Here is a 20,315-nt window from a genome sequence, read left to right on the forward strand (position 1 = left end):
GATCACCCTAGTTCCCGCCCGCGTCCCGGGTGGCGCCGTCGAGAGCGAGGTTCAGCTCCACGACGTTCACGCGCGGATCGCCGAGGAAGCCGAGGTCGCGCCCGGCCGTGTGCGCCGCGACGAGGTCGCGCACGGCATCCTCCGACAGGCCGCGCTCTGCGGCCACCCGCGCCACCTGCAGCTCGGCGTAGGCGGGCGAGATGTGCGGGTCGAGCCCCGAGCCCGACGCGGTGACGGCATCGGCCGGAACGTCGGCCACGCCCACGCCCTCGAGGGCGGCGACGGTCTCGCGCCGCTGCGCGACGGCGGCGACGAGGTCGTCGTTGTTCGGCCCGAGGTTCGAGCCGCTCGAGGCCGCGGCGTCGTAGCCGTCGCCGGCGGCCGAGGGGCGGGACTGGAAGTACTGCGGCAGGGCCGCGCCGTCGGCATCCGTGAAGGACTGCCCGATGAGCGCCGACCCGACGACCTCGCCGTCGGCGTCGCGAAGCAGCGAGCCGTTCGCCTGCGCGGGCAGCGCGATCCCGGCGGCGGTGATGACGAGCGTGTAGCCGAGACCGAGGACGAGGGTGAAGACGAGCATCGCGCGGACGGCGACGCCGGTCGTGCGGACGGCGGTGCGAGCGGTGGACATGACGTGACTCCAGACGCGGGCTCAGAAGCCCGGGATGACGCTGACGACGAGGTCGATCAGCTTGATGCCGAGGAACGGGGCGACGACGCCGCCCAGCCCGTAGACGACGAGGTTGCGGCTGAGGATCGACGACGCGCTGGCCGCGCGGTACTTCACGCCGCGCAGTGCGAGGGGGATGAGCACGATGATGACGATCGCGTTGAAGACGATCGCGCTCGTGACGGCCGACGCGGGCGACGACAGCTGCATGATGTTGAGCGCGGCGAGTCCGGGGAACACGCCCATGAACATCGCGGGGATGATCGCGAAGTACTTGGCGATGTCGTTCGCGAGCGAGAACGTCGTCAGGGCGCCGCGCGTGATGAGCAGCTGCTTGCCGATGCGGACGATGTCGATGAGCTTGGTCGGGTCCGAATCGAGGTCGACCATATTGCCGGCCTCTTTCGCCGCCGACGTCCCGGTGTTCATCGCGACGCCGACATCGGCCTGCGCCAGGGCGGGCGCGTCGTTCGTGCCGTCGCCGGTCATCGCGACGAGGTGGCCGCCCTCCTGCTCCTTGCGGATGAGCGCGAGCTTGTCTTCGGGGGTCGCCTCGGCGAGGAAGTCGTCGACCCCCGCCTCCTTCGCGATCGCCGCGGCCGTCAGCGGGTTGTCGCCCGTGATCATCACGGTGCGGATGCCCATCGAGCGCAGTTCCTCGAAGCGCTCGCGCAGACCGTCCTTGACGACGTCCTTCAGGTGGATGACGCCGAGCAGTCGGCCCGTGCCGTCCGCGTCGAGCGTGGCCACCGCCAGCGGCGTGCCGCCGGACTGCGCGATCTCGTCGGCGATGCGCACGAGCTCGGCGCGCTGCGGTGCGGCGGCCGGCTGCCCCGAGGTCTCAAGCCACGCGAGCACCGACCCCGCGGCGCCCTTGCGCACCTGCGTGCCGTCCGGCAGGTCGACGCCGCTCATGCGGGTCTGCGCCGTGAACGCCACCGCGACGGCATCGCGGGGCAGCTCGGCGATGATGTGCTGCGTCGCGGCGAGTTCGACCACCGAGGTGCCCTCGGGCGTCGGGTCGGACAGAGACGACAGGGATGCCGCCCGCGCGAGCTCGGAGCCCTCGACACCGGGCATCGCGACGAACTCCGAGGCGCGGCGGTTGCCGTAGGTGATGGTGCCGGTCTTGTCGAGCAGCAGCGTCGTGACGTCTCCGGCCGCCTCGACGGCGCGACCCGACATCGCCAGAACGTTGCGCTGCACGAGGCGGTCCATGCCGGCGATCCCGATCGCCGAGAGGAGGGCTCCGATCGTCGTGGGGATGAGGCAGACCAGCAGCGCGACCAGCACCGGGATGCTCACCGGCGATGCGGAGTACGAGGCGATCGGGTTCATCGCGAGCACGACGACGACGAACACGATCGACAGGCTGGCCAGCAGGATGTTCAGGGCGATCTCGTTGGGCGTGCGCTGCCGGGCGGCGCCCTCGACGAGCGCGATCATCCGGTCGACGAACGTCTCGCCGGGCTTCGAAGTGATCTTCACGACGATGCGGTCCGACAGCACGCGCGTGCCGCCCGTGACGGCGCTGCGGTCGCCTCCGGACTCGCGCACGACGGGAGCGGACTCGCCCGTGATGGCCGACTCGTCGACCGTCGCGATGCCGTGCACGATGTCGCCGTCGCCGGGGATCAGCTCGCCGGTCTCGACGACAACCACATCGCCCAGGCGCAGCTCGGCCGAGGCGACGTCCTGCGTCGCGGCCGTGCGCGCTGCGGCATCCTCTCGCTCGTCGTAGGAGGTCACGCGGCGGGCGGTCGTCGTCGTGCGGGTCTGACGCAGCGTCGCCGCCTGCGCCTTGCCGCGCCCCTCGGCGACGGACTCGGCCACGTTCGCGAAGAACACCGTCAGCCAGAGCCAGACGGCGATGCCCCACGTGAAGCCGGACGGCACCGGCGTGCCGCCGGAGGACTCGGGGCCGCCGAGGAACGGCTCCGCGATCGCGATCGCGGTCGTCAGCGCGGCCCCGACCCAGACGAGGAACATGACGGGGTTGCGCCATTGCGCGGCGGGGTTCAGCTTGCGCGCGGCACCGGGAAGCGCCGCGACCAGCTGCTCGGCGCTGAAGGCCCGCCGGTTGCGGGGCGCGCCGGGTGCGGCCGCGGGTTCAGCCGATGCGGGTCGGGAATCGGTCAGGGAGGCAGACATCAGGAGAGTCCTTCGGCGAGAGGTCCGAGGGTGAGGACCGGGAAGTAGGTGAGCGCGGTGATGATGACGACCACGCCGGCGAGCAGGCCCGCGAATTGCGGACGGTGCGTCGGCAGCGTGCCGACGCTCGAGGGCACCTTGTCCTGCGCGGCGAGGGATCCGGCCAGCGCGAGCACGAGCACGATCGGGATGAAGCGGCCGAGCAGCATCGCGACACCCAGGGCCGTGTTGAACCACGGGGTGTTGGCGGTGATGCCCGCGAAGGCCGAACCGTTGTTGTTGGCCGCGGAGGTGAACGCGTAGAGCACCTCACTCAGGCCATGGACGCCCGGGTTCCAGATCGAGGTGCCCTCGACGTCCGCGCGGACCGCGGGGATCGCGAAGCTCAGCGCCGTTCCCGCGAGCACGAGCGTCGGGGTCACGAGGATGTACAGGCTCGCGAGCTTGATCTCGCGCGGACCGATCTTCTTGCCGAGGTACTCGGGCGTCCGGCCGATGAGCAGGCCGCCGACGAACACCGCGATGACCGCGAGCACCAGCATCCCGTACAGGCCCGAGCCGACACCGCCGGGCGCGATCTCGCCGAGCATCATGTTGAGCATCGGCAGCATGCCGCCCAGCGGAGTGAAGCTGTCGTGCATCGAGTTGACCGCTCCGGTGGAGGTGAGGGTCGTCGCGCCCGCGAAGAGCGCCGACGAAGCGACGCCGAACCGCGTCTCCTTGCCCTCCATCGCCGCTCCGGCGAGCTGCGTCGCCGCGCCGCCACCCGCGGTCTCCGCCCACGAGCCGAGCGCGATCGACGCGAGGAAGATGCCGCCCATGACGGCGACGATCGCGTAGCCCTGCCGGTCGTCCCCGACGATACGTCCGAACGCGCGGGGCATCGCGAAGGGGATGACCAGAAGCAGGAAGATCTCGAAGAGGTTCGTCCAGGGCGTGGGGTTCTCGAAGGGGTGGGCGGAGTTGGCGTTGAAGAACCCGCCACCGTTCGTGCCCAGGAGCTTGATGGCCTCCTGGCTCGCGACCGGTCCGCCCGGCACCGACTGCGTCGCACCGGCAATGGTCTGCACGTCCGCGAAGCCCGCGAAATTCTGGATGACGCCGCCCGCGAGCAGCACGACCGCCGCGACGGTCGCCATCGGCATCAGGATGCGGCCGAGGCCGCGAACGAGGTCGACCCAGAAGTTCCCGATGGTGCCCGAGCGGCGGTACGCGAAGCCCCGGACGAGAGCGATCGCGACCGCCATGCCGACGGCGGCCGAGACGAAGTTCTGCACGGCGAGGCCCGCGAACTGCACCGTATAGCCGAGGGTGACGTCGGGCGAGTAGGACTGCCAGTTCGTGTTCGTGACGAACGAGACGGCGGTGTTGAACGAGAGGTGCTCGCTCGGCGCGGGCAGTCCGAGAGCGAACGGCAGCAGCGGCTGCAGGCGTTGCAGCGCGTAGACGAGCACGACGCCCACGAGCGAGAACAGCAGCACCCCGCGGGTGTAGGCCTGCCAGGTCTGTTCGGCGCGCGGGTCGACGCCGATCAGGCGGTAGGCGCCGCGCTCGACGGCGAGGTCGCGCGGCGACGTGTACACGCGGGCGATGTAGTCGCCCAGCGGGCGGTAGAGCAGGACGAGGACGAGGGCGAGGGTCGCGATCTGCAGCGAGGCGAACCCGATCTGCGCGGCATCCACGTCAGAACCGCTCGGGGCGCACGAGGGCGATGACGAGGTAGACGATGGCGCCGATCGCGAGCCCGGCCGCCATGAGGGAGAAGAACATCACAGCTTCTCGACCCCCCGGGCGACGAGGCCGACGACGGCGAAGAGCGCGAGGATCGCGGCGAGATAGATGACATCGAGCACGAGATCCGATGCAACACCCGGCCGGATGCCGCGGCCGCGATCCTCACGCTATCCATACGCCTCCGCCCCCGCTCCTCACGCGCCCCTCACGGTCGCGAGGCCGGGCGTCGGGTCGGGCGCCGGCGATACATCCGTCGGACGGCCGGTGCTGGTGCCGCCTCGTACATGCGCCGAGAAGACACCAGCACCACCGGTCCTGCAGATGTATCGCGAAGCTGTGCGCCGGAGCGAGGGTCAGGGCGCGAGGGGCGAGGACTCGTCGTCGATGACGCCGATGCCGACGGCGTGGTGGCTCGGCTCCTCGTCCTTCTGCTCGGGGGCCTTGGGCTCTTCGCCCGGCTCCTTCGCGACGCTGGGCTCTTCGAGCTCCTCCGTCGAGGGGTTCTCGTCGGGCGCGTGCTGGGCTCCCTCGTCGGCGTGCTCGGCCTCGTTGTCGTGGTGATCGGTCATGTCGTTCTCCCTTCCGCGTCCAGCCTGCGCCTGCGCGGGCCGCCGTGTCACCGGCTTGACGTAGGGTCGCGGAATGGATCCGAAAGCGCGGCTCGACGAGCGGGCGCGCGAGCTCACCGCGTTGCTCGCGCGGCTCGACGCCGACGACGACAGCCTGCGCCACGACCGCGCGGATGCCACCGCCGACGACGAGCACGACCCCGAGGGCTCGACGCTGTCGGGCGAGTGGCAGCGCGTCGAGGCGCTGCAGCGCGGTGCGCGCGCCGAGCTCGCCGAGGTCGGGGCATCGCTCGCCCGCGTCGCCGACGGCACATACGGCCTGTGCGAGAGCTGCGGCCGCGGCATCCCGGTCGAGCGCCTCGAGGTGCGGCCCCACGCGACGATGTGCGTCGCCTGCGCCTCGCGCTGAGCCGGGATCCCGTCGCGCGAAACCATTGACACCGCCGCGCGGTGGTCCTAACGTACAACCAAATGGTTGCACGAGGAGATTCCCGACCGAGTGAGCGGAGCGAGCTGAGCGATGACGACATCGACCGTCTGTTCCACGCCCTCGCGACCGCGACGCGGCGCGACATCCTGCGGCGCACGATCGAGCGCGAGCAGTCGGTGTCGGCGCTGGCCGTCGACTACGACATGTCGTTCGCGGCGGTGCAGAAGCACGTCGGCGTGCTCGAGACCGCCGGCCTCATCGTCAAGCGGGCCGAGGGGCGCGAGCGCCTCGTGCGCGCGGATCCGGCCATGATCGCCCGTGCCCGCGCGCTGCTGAGCCGCTATGAAGAGCTGTGGCGCGCGCGCATCGACCGCCTCGACGCGCTGCTCGCCGAGCCCGAAGACTGACCCGACCCCACCACCTCGCCGTATTCGTTCGAAGGAGAATCCGATGCCCGTCACCGACATCACCACCGATGCCGAGAACCTCACCATGACCTTGGTCGCGGATGTCGCCGCGCCCGTCGACCGCCTGTGGCGCGCGTTCACGCAGCCCGCGCAGCTGGAGCGCTTCTGGGGCCCTCCCGGCTGGCCGGCGACGTTCACCCGGTTCGACTTCGTTCCCGGCGGCCGAGCCCAGTACGCGATGACGAGCCCGCAGGGCGAGAAATCGCGGGGCACGTGGGAGTTCATCGCAATCGACGAAGGCCGCAGCTTCGAGGTTCTCGACGCCTTCGCCGACGAGAACGGCGACCCGATGGAGCAGTTCCCCGCGATGCGCATGCTCTTCTCGTTCGACGCCACCGACGCCGGTTCGCGGCTGACGAACGTGACCTACTTCACGTCGGCCGAGGGCCTCGAGCAGGTCATCGCGATGGGCGCGATCGAGGGCTCCCGCCTCGCGATGGGCCAGCTCGACGCGGTCGTCCAGGACCTCCGCGCCTACGCGCAGGGCCAGGGCACGCGGGTCGAACTGCTCGACGACACGCACGTGCGCATCACCCGCCTGATCGACGGTCCGCGCGACCTCGTGTGGCGCGCCCACCACGAGCCCGAGCTGCTGCGGACGTGGCTGACCGGTCCCGACGGCTGGTCGATGACCGTCGCCGAGCCCGGCACCGAGGTGGGGGCGACGTTCCGGCAGGCGTGGGAGCAGGACGGTGCCCCCGAGACGGCGTTCGGGTTCGAGGGAGAGGTGCTGCAGCTGGAGGCTCCGCGTCGCGCCGTCACGACCGAACGGATGTCGGGCACCGAGGGTCCCGCGACGATCAACGACCTGCAGCTGTACGAAGAGGACGGCGCGACCCTCCTGACCCTTCTCATCGAGTACCCCGATAAGGACACCCGCGACACGATCCTCGCGACCGGGATGACCGACGGCATGGAGGCCTCGTACGCACGCCTCGAATCCGAGGTGGTGAACGCCTGAGGCATCCGACTCGGGTTCGGTGAGAACCGCGCGGCTCGTCGCACTGCCAGGATGATCGGGTGACCGAACCCGTGCCCGCACTGCAGAACCATCCCGGCGACGTGGAGTTCCCGGTGCGGTCCCGATGGAAGTACGCCCGGATGCTCGAGGCCCGACGGAAAGCCGACCCGAAGGCCCGGGGGCGCCGCGCTCTGCCGGTCACGGCGATCGCGGCGCCCTTCGGCATCCTCGGGTTCATCCTCTCGCTCGTCTGGGCCGGCCCGGCGGACTTCGGCGTGAACATGTTCGGGTTCTTCCTCGGCACGTGCCTCGGACTGCTGGTCGCATCCATCGTCCTGGCCGTGCGCGACGCCGGCGCGCCGCGGCGCGCCCAGCAGCAGTACCTCGCGCTCGCCGGACGCCCGGCCCTCACGCTCCGCCAGCAGCAGATGCTCGCCCTCGACGCGGTCAGCGACTTCGGCATGCGCGGGTGGAACTCGTCGCTCGCCTTCACCCCGACCTTCGCCGAGCTGCCGCAGGATTCGCGCGCCCGGCACCGCGAGGGCGCAGACGGCTCGCCGTGGTTCGCGCTGCCGCTGCCGGCGATGCCCCAGCTGCGCGCCGCGCTCGACGAGCAGTTCAAGATCGTCTCGCGCTCCGACGCCGAACTGCTCGTCGCCGACACGCTCGCCCGAGGGCTCCTGTCGACGCGTTTCGCGGAGGTCGCCCACAGCGACGCGGCAGAGCACATGATGTCGCGCATCGCGGCGCTGACCGATCTGCCAGTCTTCGACATCCACGACCTCGCCCGCGGCGACGACGAGCGGGCACCGCGGCTGCTGCTCGCCGCCGACATCGAGCGGGCGATCGGCGGGGTGCGCTACGCCTTCGTCGCCGGGTACCTCAGTGCCGACGAGGCGTGGGCACTGCTCGAGCCGCTCGCGGCGCGCGCGTTCGGCGCGTACCGCGACCGCGACGCCTACTGGCGCGACGTCGTCATCGCGACGGCGTTCCGCACCGACTCGCTCGAAGCCGTGCAGCGCCAGCGCGAGACGCTCATCGAGCTGCAGCGGTCGGACTGGCCTGCGGCATCCGTCCCGTGGCCGTCCGCCTGGTGAGCCGCGCGCGGTGAGCCGGGTGGGCCAGCTGCGGCCGGTCAGGCGCGGGCGAGCCCGTCCTCGAGGGCGACCCACGCGAGCATCGCGCACTTGACCCGCGCCGAGAACTTCGACACCCCCGACAGCGCGGCGGCGTCGCCGAAGGTCTCTTCATCGAGAGGGATCGTGCCCCGCGAGCGCAGCGCCTCGCGGAAGCCCTCGATGAGAGCGATCGCGTCGGCTCGCGTCATCCCGTCGCTCTCGACCTCCTCCTCGACCAGCGAGGCGAGCATCGAGGCGGATGCCTGCGAGATCGAGCAGCCGGTTCCCTCCCACGACACGTCGGTGATGCGATCGCCGTCGACGGCGACGCGCAGCGTGATCTCGTCGCCGCACACGGGGTTCTTCTGGTGCGAGTCCGCGTGCGCGACGTCGCCGACCTCGTGCAGCGGGTTGCCGACCGGGTGCTTGGAGTGGTCGAGGATGAGCTCCTGGTACAGCGAGTCCAGCCCGGTCATGCGTTCGCCCCTTCGAGCTCGTCGGTGACGCCGAAGAAGCCGCGGATGCCGCGCACCGCGTCGAGGAACAGATCGACGTCGTCCTCGGTGTTGTACAGCGCGGTAGACGCACGGACGGATGCCGTGATCCCGAACTGCCGGTGCAGGGGAGCGGCGCAGTGGTGGCCGACGCGCACCGCGATGCCCTGAGCGTCGAGGAACTGGCCCGCGTCGTGGGCGTGCACGCCGGCGACGTCGAACGACCACAGACCGACGCGCTCGGCCCCGGGCGCATCGCCCAGCAGACGGACCCCGGGGATGCCGCGGAGCCCCGCGCCCATGCGCTCGGCCAGCGCCGACTCGTGGGCGTGGATGTTCTCGAGCCCGACGCCCTCGAGGTAGCGCACGGCGGCCGCGAGCCCGATGGCGGGCCCGACCGGCTGCGTGCCCGCTTCGAAGCGCTGCGGCGGCGGCAGGTACTCGGCACCGTCGAGCGCGACGGTCGTGATCATCGAGCCGCCGGTCAGGAACGGCGGCAGCGCCTCGAGCACGTCGGCCCGGCCGTACAGCCCGCCGATCGCGTAGGGCCCGAGCATCTTGTGCCCGCTGAAGACCGCCAGGTCGACGCCCAGTGCGGGCAGGTCGAGCGGCAGGTGCGGCGCGGACTGGCACGCGTCGAGCACGGTCACGGCCCCGACCGCCTGAGCGAGGGCGACGATCTCGGCCACCGGATTGACGATGCCCAGCACGTTCGAGACGTGCGAGAAGGCGACGAGGCGCGTGCGCTCGCCGATGACGGATGCCGCGGCATCCAGGTCGAGCGTGCCGTCGGCCCGCGCCGGGATGTGGCGCAGCACCGCGCCGGTCCGCGCGGCGAGCTCCTGCCACGGGATGAGGTTGGCGTGGTGCTCGATGGCGGTGGTGACGATCTCGTCGCCGGGGGCGAGCGCGAACCGCGCCGAGGCCGGCGCGCCCCGGCCGAGGGTGGCGTTGCCGATCGCATAGGCGACGAGGTTCAGGCCGGCGGTGGCGCCGCTGGTCCAGACGAGCTGCTCGGGCTGCGCGCCGACGAACCCCGCGACGGTGGCGCGAGCGTCCTCGAAGAGGTCGGTCGCCTCGGCGGCGAGGGTGTGGGCGCCGCGGTGCACGGCGGAGTTCGCGTGGGTGAGGAAGTCGCGTTCGGCGTCGAGCACGGCGGTGGGCTTCTGGCTCGTCGCCGCCGAGTCGAGGTACACCAGCCGGTGCCCGTTGACCTGCTCCGCGAGGATGGGGAAGTCGGCGCGCAGGCTCACCGCATCGAGCGGGCTGATGCGCGCGGCACCGCCGGCGTTCGGGGCGCCGGTGAGGTCAGGGGAAGTCACCCCTCTAGGCTACGCCCGTGCCGCCGACCCGGCTCGGGCCCGTGCCCGAGCCAGCGGCGCTGCCGGCGGCGGCTGCGGCGGGCCGCGGCGCTAACTCCTCAGAACCGGGCCGTCGGGCGCCGGTCCAGGCGCCAGGCCCGGGCCGGACAGAGCCGCGGAGGTCCGGTTCTGAGGAGTTAGGGCAGGCGCAGATCAGCGCTCGTCGGGTGACTCGGTGTGCGCGACGAGGCCGTAGGTCGTCGATGCGCGACCGGCGCGGTCGTCGCCGGGCAGCGGACGGGAACGCCGGCCGTAGACGATCTCGGACGAGTCGAGCAGCCAGGGCACGAGGGTGATCTGCACACCGTGCACCAGCATCAGCTGCTGCGCGATGCGGCGGGCGCGGCGGTTGTGCAGGAACGTCTCCCACCAGTGGCCGACGATGTACTGCGGCAGGTACACCGTCACGACCGACGAGCCGTGCTTCTCGCGGTACTTGCGGATGAACGCCGCGAGCGGCGCCGCGTACTGCCGGTACGGAGACTCGATGATCACGAGCGGCACCGGCATCCGGTGCACCTCCCAGTCGGTCTGCACCTCCTGCGCCGACTCCTTCGATACGGCGACATGCACCGCGATCGTCTTGTCGTGCTTGGCCGACAGGGCGTAGTCGACGGCTTTCGCGACGGGCTTCTGCAGCCGGTTCACCAGGACGAGGGCGACGTCGCCGCTCGAGCCGTAATGCACGTCGTCGTCCATCTCGATCTCGTGCTCGACGTCGCGGTAGTAGCGGCTGACCCCCACCATGAGGAAGGCGAGGATCGGGATCGCGATGAACACCAGCCAGGCGCCGTGGGTGAACTTCGTCACGGTGACGATGATGAGCACCGCGACGGTGAACGTCGCTCCGATGCCGTTGATGAGCAGGCCCCGGCGTGCCTCGGCGCGCTCGTCCGCGGCTTTCGGATGCAGCAGCCGCAGCTCTCGGCGCCAGTGCTTGACCATGCCGACCTGGCCCAGCGAGAACGAGACGAACACGCCGATGATGTAGAGCTGGATCAGCGTCGTCAGGTCGGCTTGGAAGACCACGAGCACGAGGATCGCGGCGAGGCCGAGGATGATCATGCCGTTGGAGAAGACGAGCCGGTCGCCGCGGGTGTTGAGCGACTTGGGCGCGTAGCCGTCGCGGGCGAGAACCGCCCCGAGCAGCGGGAAGCCGTTGAACGCGGTGTTGGCCGCCAGCAGCAGGACGCACGCGGTCGCGGCCTGGATGATGAAGAACGGGATCGAACCCATGCCGAAGGTCGCGGCGGCGATCTGCGCCATGAGGCTCGGCTGCGGCTGATTGACGCAGTCGAAGCCGATGAGCGCGCACGGGTTCTCCGCGTAGTGGACGCCGGCGATCAGGCCGAGCGCCGTCAGGCCCGAGAAGAGCAGGATCGCGATCGTGCCCATCATGACGAGGGTCTTCTGAGCGTTCGCGACCTTCGGGGCCCGGAACGCGGGCACGCCGTTCGACACCGCCTCGACACCGGTCAGGGCGGAGCAGCCGCTCGAGAACGCGCGCAGGATGAGCAGAATCAGGGCGACCTGGCTGAGACTCTCGGCTTCGATCGCGTACTGCGCGCTCGAAGCGACGGGCGCGTCGCCGAGCACGACCCGCACGAGACCGGTGACGATCATGACGGCGACCGAGCCGATGAACACGTAGGTCGGGATCGCGAAGGCCGACGACGCCTCGCGCACGCCGCGCAGGTTCACCACGATGATCAGCACGACGAAGCCGACCGCCAGCTCGACGCGCCACGGGTCGAGCTGCGGCAGCGCCGAGATGATGTTGTCGACGCCCGACGCGACCGAGACGGCGACCGTGAGGATGTAGTCGACCAGCAGCGCCGCTGCGACGACCACGCCCGCCTTCTCGCCGAGGTTCGTGCGGGCGACCTCGTAGTCGCCGCCGCCCGAGGGGTAGGCCTTGATGAGCTGCCGGTAGCTGAGCACCACGACCACGAGGAGCGCGACCACGGCGATCGCGACCCCCGGGCTGAAGGCGAGCATCGCGGTTCCGCCGATCGCGAGGATCATCAGCAGTTCCTGGGGCGCGTACGCGACCGAGGAGAGCGCGTCGGAGGCGAAGATCGGCAGGGCGCGGCGCTTGGGGAGGAGCTGCTCATCGAGCTTCTCGGAATCCAGCGGGTCGCCGATGAGGATGCGCTTCGCGATGGGCGTCGTCTCGCCGCCGGGCTCGCGACTGTCAGTGGTCACGGCGGGCGACATTACGCCTGCCGCGGCATCCTGCGCAATCTCGCCGCGCCGGTCGTCACCGGAGCGTTGCCGACCCGTCGTCCGCGCGCCGCTCGAGGGGCCTCAGAACCTGCCGCTCATGCGGGATCCGAAAGGGTCACGCCCAGGAATACGGCTCCCATGAGAGCAGCGTCACCACGCCGCCTTGCGGGGCGATCTCTGCGCGGACGAAGTAGGGCTGGTCGCCCGGCCCGCCCTGCGGATTCTGCTCGGGATCGCCGTGACTTTTCGACGGACCACTGTCGAATGACAACGAGGTGGTGCCCCGCTCGTCGACCCATTCGTCATCCGCTCCCAGGCTTCGCGCCTCGTCGAGCGACATGCCGATCCGCGGTCCGGACTGACCGATCTCCTCGAGCGCGCCCACGGTGTTGCTGGTGATCTCGACGAAGGACGGCTTGAACGACTCGGTTCGAGGCCCGAAGTCGATCTCCCCGCCGAAGAGGCGGAAGCCGTCCCAGTCGTAGACGGTGTACGCGGGCAGGTGCGGGCTGCCCGGCACTTCGCTCGTCGCAGGCTCATACCCGATGGCTCGTGTCAGGGCCTCGACCGCGGGAGCGACCTCGTCGGTCCACGCGAAGGTGAAAAGGGGCCCACCGTCGTCGGCCAGCACCGAGAAGCCGTCCCGTGACACGCTCACCTCGGACGCCTGAGGCGCGACCGCCTCCGCGGGGGGCGTCGGCAAGGGGGTCGGTGTTGCCGTGGCGGTCGTTGATGCCGACGGGGTCGGGCTCGGGGACGACGGCGCGGCCGTGGGCTGTGCATTCCGCGGCAGCAGCACAAACACCACGAGCGCGGCGATCAGCAGCACCCCCGCCACGATCCCGAGGATGATGAGGGGTCGGCGAGAAGTCGCTGCGGTCACCTGGTTCTCCTTACAGCTCGCTGTGGGGGCGATACCGGATGTCGGTCGCCACGGGGTCCGAACCGGCGTCGGACGCCGCGTCGACGTACACGCTGTACGAGAGCTGCTCGACCGGCCCGTCCGGGGAGAGCTCGGAGGTGCGGTCGATGTCGAAGACGAAGCGTGCCGCGCCCTCGCCCGGCATCGCCCACTCGTCGTCTGGGCCGCTCGCCCGGATCGCGTCGACGGGAGACCCGACGGCGAGGCCGAACTCCGGCTGAATCGCAACACCGTTCACCTCGTTGGCGCGGATGCTCGCCCACGTCGGGACGTTGTACTCGTCACGCGGCTTGTCGCCCTCGACGACGATCATGTCGTAGAGGGTGAAGCCCGCCCAGTCGTACACGGTGTAATCCGGGAAGTGCGTCCCATCGCCGGGCTGCACATCCAGCTCGGGCTCCGCGCCGAAGGCCGCGGTGAGTGCGGCGACAACCGGCCCGACCTCGTCGCGCCAGCGGAACTCGAGCAGCGTCGATCCGTCGTCGTCGATGATCGTGAACCCCGTGGCCGCCATGACGACCTCCGCCGCTCGCGGCACGGCGTCCGTGGGCGTCGATGTCGAGGTCGGAGTGGGTGCCGGTGTCGGTGTCGCCGTGGCGGTCGCCGATGCCGACGCGGTCGGGCTGGGGGACGACGGTGCTGCCGCGGGCTGCGCACCCCGTTGCAGCAGCACAAACACCACGAGCGCGGCGATCAGCAGCACCCCCGCCACGATCCCGAGGATGATGAGGGGTCGGCGAGAAGTCGCTGCGGTCACGTGCTCATCCTGGCAGTCGCGCCGCGTCGCCGGGGGCGGATGCCGGGCAGCGATGCAACGAATTCGTCACGAATCGCAGGCGCCGGATGCCGCACCCCGGCAGCGTCGATCAGCGCCCGGCGCGGAAGGTGTAGGTGACCGAGACGCGCGTGCCCTCGACCGTCACGGATGCGCCGAAGCGGCGCTGGCCGTCCTGGTAGAAGGTGTTGCGGTCGGAGCCGAACACGAACGCCCCGCCCTGACCCGAATCGGGTCCGAGCGCGGCGACCTCGTCGGCGCTCATGTCGAGCTCGACGCCGAAATCGTCGGTCACCGGCACGTCGATGTCGGAGTCGAACGACACGTAGGTGGGGGCGGGCACCTCGGAGCGCGGCCGGTTGCTCTCGTTGAGGAACACGTCGTAGAGCCGGAAGCCCTCCCACACGTAGATGCTGTACGCGTAGTTCTCGGCGTCGCCGTTCTGGAAGTCCTCGGTGGGCGCCTGTCCGAACAGCTCGGTGAGCGCCGCGATCGCCGGGCCCGCGTCATCCGCCCACGCGTGGGTGAAGACGGTGGCGCCGGCGGCATCCGTGATCGTGAAGCCGTCGGCGGTCACCGACAGGCCGGATGTCGCGGCCTCGGCCGTCTCGGACGGCGACGGGGCCTGCGGGGCTCCGGTCTGCTGCGGGATCGCCTGCGTCGCGGGCGCGGTGGGAACCGGGTCGGCCGCGGGCTCCTGCTGCTGCGACTGCGTCAGGTAGATCACGAGCACCACGATGACGGCGACGACGAGCGCCGCGGCGATCGTGGAGAGGATGACGAGGGTGCGGCGATCGCCGCCCTCACCGTCGCGAGGGGCACGCGGCTCGCGGGGCTCGTCGGGCCAGTCGGCCATGACCGGCGCGGCCTTCGTGCGGGGCTCGCGCGGCGGCCGCGGCTGGCGTTCCGGCTTCTCGCGCTTCTCGCGCTTGGCCCGTTCCGGCTTCTGCGGCGGCTCGTACGGCTCGAAATCGGCGAAGGGGTCGTTGGGGTCGCTCATGCGAGGAACTCCTGGGCTGCCACGACGAGGTTCTCCACGCCGCGTTCGATCGTGGGGTGCATGACCGGGGCGAAGAAGGGCGAGTGGTTCGTGGGGATGTCGCGTTCGACGGTGCCGCCGGCGACGGCATCCGCGAACTTCTGAGGGTCGACACCGCCCCAGAACCAGAACACCAGCGGCACGCCGGCTTCACGGGCGAACCATGAGACGTCCTCGCTGCCGGTGAACATGCCGGGGTCGACGACGCTGCCCTCGCCGAACGTGCGCTCGAACGCGCGGGTCAGGCGCGCCGTGGCGGTGCGGTCGTTGATGGTCGGGGGGAGCGTGTGGTCGATGCTGATCGTCGGCTCGGTCTCGGCGCCGGATGCGGCGGCCTCGGCGCGGACGATGCGCTCGACCTTCGACATGACGCGTTCGCGCGCCTCGTCGTCGGGGTAGCGCAGGCTCAGTTCGAGCTTCGCCTCGGCCGGGATGATGTTGTTCTTCAGGCCGGCGTGGATCGAGCCGACGGTGACGACGGCGACGTCGCGGGGGTCGACTTCGCGCGAGACGACGGTCTGCAGGCGCATGACGGTCGCCGCCGCCATCACGACGGGGTCGATGGTGGAGTGCGGACGCGAACCGTGACCGCCGCGCCCGTGCATCACCACGGTGAGGCCGTCCGAGGCGGCCATCTGCGTTCCCGGCCGAACGCCGATCACGCCCGCCGGCAGCGGGGTGACGTGCTGGCCGAGCACGATGTCGGGCTTCGGGAAACGGTCGAGCACGCCGTCGGCGATCATCGCCTGCGAGCCCGCACCGTACTCCTCGGCGGGCTGGAACACCGCCACGACGGTGCCCGCCCACTGGTCGCGGATCGCGATGAGGCGCTCGATCGCGCCCAGCAGGGCGGTGACGTGCATGTCGTGACCGCAGGCGTGCATGACGGGGACGTCGTTGCCGGCGGGGTCGACGCCGCGCGCCGTCGAGGCGTAGTCGAGGCCGGTCTGCTCGGGAACGGGCAGTCCGTCCATGTCGGCGCGCAGCCAGACGACCGGTCCGTCGCCGTTCTCGATCGCCGTGACGACACCGGTGCGGCCGACGCCCTCCTCGTAGCTGAGGCCCAGCTCGCTGAGCTTGGCGGCGATGACCGCGGCCGTCCGCGTCTCCTGGAACGACAGCTCGGGATGCCGGTGCAGGTCGGTGTAGAGGGCGTCGAGGTCCAAAGCCATGTCGTCGAGCCTACGGGAGGGTCCCGGTGCGGCGCCTGGGTGGCGTCACGTCCGGGCGGCGGGGGGCGCGGTGCTCGAGCGCTCCACGAGCGCGAACTCGAGTCCCTCGGGGGGACGCGGGGCCTCCTCCAGGATGCCGAGCATGGTCGAGGCCACCCGTTCGCCCTGGCGCCCCGGGAACTGGTCGATCGTCGTGAGGCCGAAGAAGCCGCCCAGGTCGTGACCGTCGACGCCCACGACCGACAGGTCGTCGGGCACGCGCAGGCCGAGCTCGCGCGCGGCGAGGATCGCACCGATGGCCATCTCGTCGGATGCCGCGAAGATGGCGGTCGGCCGGGTCGCGGCATCCGTCAGCAGTCTCGTGGCCGCGTCGTGGCCCCCGGCCATCGTGAAGTCGGCGGCGGCGAATCGATCGGCAGGCAGCGCGAGCCCGGCGTCCGCGAGGGCGGCCTCGAAGCCACGGCGGCGCTGCGAGGGGATGTGGAAGTCGCCCTCGAATTGCGGGCGCAGGCCGATGTGCGCGATGTCGCGGTGACCGAGGCCGAGCAGATGCTCGGTCGCTCGCCGCGCGACGGCGATCTCGTCGAGGGTGAGCGAGGGCAGGCCCTCGAGCTGTCCGCCCATCGCGATCACCGGCAGGTCGAGCCCGCGCAGCTGCGCGATCTCGTCGCGGGCGAGGGCCATCGACACCGCGATGACCCCGTCGACGCGCTGGCGGCGCAGCGAGGTCTCGAACACCCGGCGGCGCTCGTCGGCGTCCGAGGTCAGCGCATACAGCGCGACGTCGTAGTCGAAGCGCTGCAGGGTCGCCGCGAGCCCGGTGAGCACCCGCGAGAAGAACCAGCGGTCGAGCATCGGCACGAGCACCCCGATGTTGCGGGTGCGCCCTGACGCGAGGCTCGACGCCGCTGACGACACCACGTAGCCGAGGTCCGACGCCGCCCGCAGCACGCGCTCGCGCGTCGTGGGCGACACCGGACCCCGGCCGCTCAGGGTGCGGGACACGGTCGCCGTCGAGACCTCCGCGCGTCGCGCGACGTCGTCGATGCCGACCATGTTCCCGCTCCTTTCGCTTCGTCCCGGACGCGGCCGGGTCGAGCGGTCAGTCCGCGAGGATCCAGACCGCCGTGTCGATCGGGAGCTCGGCCCCGTCGAGGGGACCGCTCGAGATCAGGATCTCACCCTCGGGCAGGGCGACCGCTTCGGACCCGGTGTTCGCCACGACGAGGACGTCGCCGTTGCGGAACGCGACGATGTCGTCGCCGAGCTGCAGGTCGACCCACGTGAGCGACCCGGCGCCGAGCTCGTGACGGCGGCGCGCGGCGAGCAGCTCGCGGTACAGCGAGAGCGTCGAGGTCGGGTCGTCGATCTGCGCCGAGCGGGCCAGGCCGGCCCATTCCTCGGGCTGGGGAAGCCACGAGGCGCCGGTCGTGCTGAAGCCGTAGGCGGGAGCGCCGGACTCCCACGGGATCGGCACGCGGCAGCCGTCGCGTCCGTAGCGCTCGCCCTCGGTGCGGAACCACGTCGGGTCCTGCCGTGCGGCGTCGGGCAGGTGCACGACCTCGGGAAGCCCGAGCTCCTCGCCCTGGTACAGGTAGGCCGAGCCGGGCAGTGCCAGCATGAGGGTCGTCGCGGCGCGGGCGCGGGCCAGGCCCACGACGGCATCCGGCTGCCCGGGCGAGTTCGGGCCGAGGCCGTGACCCTGCGGGTTCTCGGCGGTCAGCGCCAGGCGCGAGGCGTGGCGCACGACGTCGTGGTTCGACAGCACCCAGGTCGCGGGGGCGCCGACGGCCGGGAAGGCGCGCAGCGACTCCGAGATGACCTCGGTCAGGTGATCGGCATCCCACTCGGTCTGCAGGTAGGGGAAGTTGAAGGCCTGGTGCATCTCGTCCTGGCGCACCCACAGGGCCGTCTCGTCGACGGTGGGCAGCCACGCCTCGGCGCAGAGTGCCCGGTCGCCCTCGTACTCGGCGAGGATGCGGTTCCACCGGCGGTAGATGTCGTGCACGCCCTCCTGGCCCCAGTAGGGGACGTCGGCGCTGTCGCCGCCCATCGAGCCGGCGTCCTCGGCGGGCACGAAGTCGGGCAGACCGTCCGACTTGACGAGGCCGTGGGCCACGTCGACGCGGAAGCCGTCGACGCCGCGGTCGAGCCAGAAGCGCAGGATGCGATCGAACTCCGCGTCGACCTCGGGATTGGACCAGTCGAAGTCGGGCTGGGTCGAGTCGAACAGGTGCAGGTACCACTGGCCGGGCGTGCCATCGGGGTTGGTCGTGCGGGTCCACGCCGGGCCGCCGAAGACCGACTCCCAGTTGTTGGGGGCCTCGTCGCCGTTCTCGCCCCGGCCGTCGCGGAAGATGTAGCGCGCGCGCTCGGGGCTGCCCGGCTCGGCCGCGAGGGCCTGCTGGAACCACACGTGCTGGTCGGACGAGTGGTTGGGGACGAGGTCGACGATGACCCGGATGCCGCGGTCGTGCGCCTCGGCGAGCATGGTGTCGAAGTCGGCGAGGGTGCCGAACAGCGGGTCGACGTCGCAGTAGTCCGCCACGTCGTAGCCGGCGTCCTTCTGCGGCGACCGGAAGAACGGGCTGAGCCACACGGCGTCGACGCCGAGAGTGGCCAGCGCACCCAGGCGCGAGGTGATGCCCGCGAGGTCGCCGATGCCGTCGCCCGACGCGTCGGCGAACGAGCGGGGGTAGATCTGATAGATCACCGCGGTGCGCCACCATTCGGCGCCGGGGCGGGAGATCCCGATCGGAGAGAGGGTGGATGCCACGGTGTCCACGGGTGAGGAGGTCATGCGCGTCAGCATAGTGCAAGCGCTTGCATTCGGTCGAACGGCCCGAACCGGGGTGCGCCGTCTAGGGTGGTTCGGTGACTTCCGACCCCCTCGAGCACGCCGAGTCGCTCATCGCGCTCATCCCGGACTTCCCCGAACCGGGCATCCTCTTCCGCGACATCTCGCCGCTGCTCGCCGACGCCGCCGCCCTGCACACCGTCATCGAGGCGATCGTGGCGCCCTTCGCCCGCGAGTTCGACGTCGTCGCCGGCGTCGAGGCGCGCGGGTTCCTCATCGCCGGGGCCGTGGCCGCGGCAAGCGGTGTCGGCATGGTGCCGATCCGCAAGGCGGGCAAGCTGCCGCGCCCCGCGGCATCCGTCTCGTACGACCTCGAGTACGGGCAGGCCACGATCGAGATGGCCGACGACCTGCCCCGCGGCACGCGGGTGCTGCTCGTCGATGACGTCCTCGCCACCGGCGGCACGCTGCGCGCGGCGCAGCGCCTGCTCGAGGGTCTCGGCCACCGCACGGTCGGCACCGCCGTGCTCATGGAGCTGACCGAGCTCGGCGGGCAGGACGTCTGCGGACCGGTGCACACGATCTTCCGCGTCTGACCCCGCGCGCGGATCGGATCCGCGCGGCCGCGACGCCGGCGCCGTCTATCATCGGTGCCGTGGGAGCCGATCGCACCGAGGCCGACCTGCCCGCGTCGATCGGGCGGAGGCTGCGAGCGCTGCGGGCGCGGACGGGACGATCGCTCGCCTCGGTCGCCCGCGAGCTCGGCATCTCGGCCAGCGCCCTCTCGCAGATCGAGACCGGTGCCATGCAGCCGTCGGTGCACCGGCTCGTCGAGCTGGTGGGCGTGCTGGGTGCGCCGGTGTCGGCGATCTTCGACGATCACGCCGTCGCGGCCTCGCCCGACCCGGGTGCGGCCGGCGACCTCGCCGAGCCGGTGCCCGGGGTGTTCGTCGCCCGCAGCGGAACCGAGACGACCGCCCACCTCGGGCAGGGCGTGACCTACCGCCGGCTGACGCCGGTGCCCATCCCGGGGGTCGAGCACTTCGAGTCGACCTATCCGCCCGGCGCGAGTTCGAGCGCCGACGGCGGGCTGCTCGTGCACGCCGGCTACGAGAGCGGCCGGGTGATCAGCGGCACCCTGACGTTCGAGTTCGCCGACGGCGAGGTCGAGCTCGGTCCCGGCGAGTCGCTCTCGTTCGCGGCATCCCGTCCGCACCGGGTCGCCAACCGCACCGACCGCGTCGCCGTCGCGACGTGGCTCACGGTCGTGGGCGCCACCGCGCCCGCCGAGTGACCCAGCGGAGCATCTTCACACCGTCGTTACACGGCAGAAACCAGCCCGCGTGCGTTAAGTCATAGCTTCATGTGTCAGTTCCACCTCACCCAGGCTCCACCTCGCCGGGGCATCGCGCCCCTCCCTGGAAGGCAC

Annotated in this window: 20 protein-coding genes; 6 read left to right on the top strand and 14 right to left on the bottom strand. The window is 71.3% G+C overall.

What is annotated here, in order from left to right; translation table 11 throughout:
• Positions 1-7 precede the first annotated feature (7 nt).
• From kdpC to JOF37_RS09920, 5 genes are all read right to left on the bottom strand, one after another.
• A complete protein-coding gene (kdpC, locus tag JOF37_RS09900) occupies positions 8-631 on the bottom strand; it encodes a potassium-transporting ATPase subunit KdpC (RefSeq protein ID WP_210006661.1) in 624 nt (207 codons plus the stop codon).
• A 21-nt stretch (positions 632-652) separates the two neighbouring features.
• Positions 653-2,821: a potassium-transporting ATPase subunit KdpB gene (gene kdpB, locus JOF37_RS09905; protein WP_210006662.1), complete on the bottom strand. Its 2,169-nt coding sequence runs from the start codon at positions 2,819-2,821 to the stop codon at positions 653-655.
• Positions 2,821-4,503 (bottom strand): potassium-transporting ATPase subunit KdpA, encoded by a 1,683-nt coding sequence (gene kdpA / locus JOF37_RS09910; protein ID WP_210006663.1) that lies wholly within the window; start codon positions 4,501-4,503, stop codon positions 2,821-2,823. Before kdpA ends, kdpB begins: the two co-directional genes overlap by 1 nt.
• 1 nt (position 4,504) lies before the next feature.
• Complete coding sequence (locus JOF37_RS09915; RefSeq protein ID WP_310892303.1) at positions 4,505-4,591, bottom strand: potassium-transporting ATPase subunit F; 87 nt, start codon at positions 4,589-4,591, stop codon at positions 4,505-4,507.
• A 317-nt stretch (positions 4,592-4,908) separates the two neighbouring features.
• Positions 4,909-5,124 (bottom strand): hypothetical protein, encoded by a 216-nt coding sequence (locus tag JOF37_RS09920; RefSeq protein ID WP_023953215.1) that lies wholly within the window; start codon positions 5,122-5,124, stop codon positions 4,909-4,911.
• Between the two features lie 73 nt (positions 5,125-5,197).
• On the opposite strand from JOF37_RS09920, the gene JOF37_RS09925 reads away from it, so the two are divergent.
• From JOF37_RS09925 to JOF37_RS09940, 4 genes are all read left to right on the top strand, one after another.
• Positions 5,198-5,533: a TraR/DksA family transcriptional regulator gene (locus tag JOF37_RS09925; protein ID WP_210006665.1), complete on the top strand. Its 336-nt coding sequence runs from the start codon at positions 5,198-5,200 to the stop codon at positions 5,531-5,533.
• Positions 5,534-5,595: 62 nt separating this feature from the next.
• The gene (locus tag JOF37_RS09930; RefSeq protein ID WP_210006666.1) at positions 5,596-5,961 is read left to right on the top strand and encodes an ArsR/SmtB family transcription factor; all 366 of its coding nucleotides are present in this window, start codon (positions 5,596-5,598) and stop codon (positions 5,959-5,961) included.
• A 43-nt stretch (positions 5,962-6,004) separates the two neighbouring features.
• A complete protein-coding gene (locus JOF37_RS09935; RefSeq protein WP_210006667.1) occupies positions 6,005-6,982 on the top strand; it encodes an SRPBCC family protein in 978 nt (325 codons plus the stop codon).
• 59 nt (positions 6,983-7,041) lie between these two features.
• The gene (locus JOF37_RS09940; RefSeq protein WP_271175028.1) at positions 7,042-8,079 is read left to right on the top strand and encodes a DUF1266 domain-containing protein; all 1,038 of its coding nucleotides are present in this window, start codon (positions 7,042-7,044) and stop codon (positions 8,077-8,079) included.
• A gap of 38 nt (positions 8,080-8,117) precedes the next feature.
• On the opposite strand, the gene sufU is transcribed toward JOF37_RS09940, so the two are convergent.
• From sufU to JOF37_RS09985, 9 genes are all read right to left on the bottom strand, one after another.
• Positions 8,118-8,576 (bottom strand): Fe-S cluster assembly sulfur transfer protein SufU, encoded by a 459-nt coding sequence (gene sufU, locus JOF37_RS09945; RefSeq protein WP_210006668.1) that lies wholly within the window; start codon positions 8,574-8,576, stop codon positions 8,118-8,120.
• Positions 8,573-9,916, bottom strand: coding sequence for a SufS family cysteine desulfurase (locus JOF37_RS09950; protein ID WP_210006669.1), 1,344 nt, complete (start codon positions 9,914-9,916; stop codon positions 8,573-8,575). The genes sufU and JOF37_RS09950 overlap by 4 nt, the downstream gene beginning before the upstream one ends.
• A 192-nt stretch (positions 9,917-10,108) precedes the next feature.
• Complete coding sequence (locus JOF37_RS09955) at positions 10,109-12,172, bottom strand: APC family permease (RefSeq protein ID WP_210006670.1); 2,064 nt, start codon at positions 12,170-12,172, stop codon at positions 10,109-10,111.
• Positions 12,173-12,296: 124 nt separating this feature from the next.
• Positions 12,297-13,064 (bottom strand): hypothetical protein, encoded by a 768-nt coding sequence (locus JOF37_RS09960; RefSeq protein ID WP_210006671.1) that lies wholly within the window; start codon positions 13,062-13,064, stop codon positions 12,297-12,299.
• Between the two features lie 10 nt (positions 13,065-13,074).
• Positions 13,075-13,860, bottom strand: coding sequence for a hypothetical protein (locus JOF37_RS09965; RefSeq protein WP_210006672.1), 786 nt, complete (start codon positions 13,858-13,860; stop codon positions 13,075-13,077).
• A gap of 109 nt (positions 13,861-13,969) precedes the next feature.
• Positions 13,970-14,878: a hypothetical protein gene (locus JOF37_RS09970; RefSeq protein ID WP_210006673.1), complete on the bottom strand. Its 909-nt coding sequence runs from the start codon at positions 14,876-14,878 to the stop codon at positions 13,970-13,972.
• Complete coding sequence (locus tag JOF37_RS09975) at positions 14,875-16,089, bottom strand: amidohydrolase (RefSeq protein WP_210006674.1); 1,215 nt, start codon at positions 16,087-16,089, stop codon at positions 14,875-14,877. The genes JOF37_RS09970 and JOF37_RS09975 overlap by 4 nt, the downstream gene beginning before the upstream one ends.
• A gap of 45 nt (positions 16,090-16,134) precedes the next feature.
• Positions 16,135-17,145 (bottom strand): LacI family DNA-binding transcriptional regulator, encoded by a 1,011-nt coding sequence (locus JOF37_RS09980; RefSeq protein WP_210006675.1) that lies wholly within the window; start codon positions 17,143-17,145, stop codon positions 16,135-16,137.
• A 46-nt stretch (positions 17,146-17,191) separates the two neighbouring features.
• Entirely contained in the window at positions 17,192-18,889 is a 1,698-nt protein-coding gene (locus JOF37_RS09985; RefSeq protein WP_210006676.1) for a glycoside hydrolase family 13 protein, read from the bottom strand.
• Positions 18,890-18,963: 74 nt separating this feature from the next.
• On the opposite strand from JOF37_RS09985, the gene JOF37_RS09990 reads away from it, so the two are divergent.
• Together JOF37_RS09990 and JOF37_RS09995 are read left to right on the top strand one after the other, a co-directional pair.
• Positions 18,964-19,482 (top strand): adenine phosphoribosyltransferase, encoded by a 519-nt coding sequence (locus tag JOF37_RS09990; protein ID WP_210006677.1) that lies wholly within the window; start codon positions 18,964-18,966, stop codon positions 19,480-19,482.
• Between the two features lie 59 nt (positions 19,483-19,541).
• Positions 19,542-20,180, top strand: a complete 639-nt coding sequence (locus JOF37_RS09995) for a helix-turn-helix domain-containing protein (protein WP_210006678.1) — start codon at positions 19,542-19,544, stop codon at positions 20,178-20,180.
• Positions 20,181-20,315: the final 135 nt, after the last annotated feature.

The organism is Microbacterium imperiale, assembly GCF_017876655.1.
GTDB lineage: Bacteria > Actinomycetota > Actinomycetes > Actinomycetales > Microbacteriaceae > Microbacterium > Microbacterium imperiale.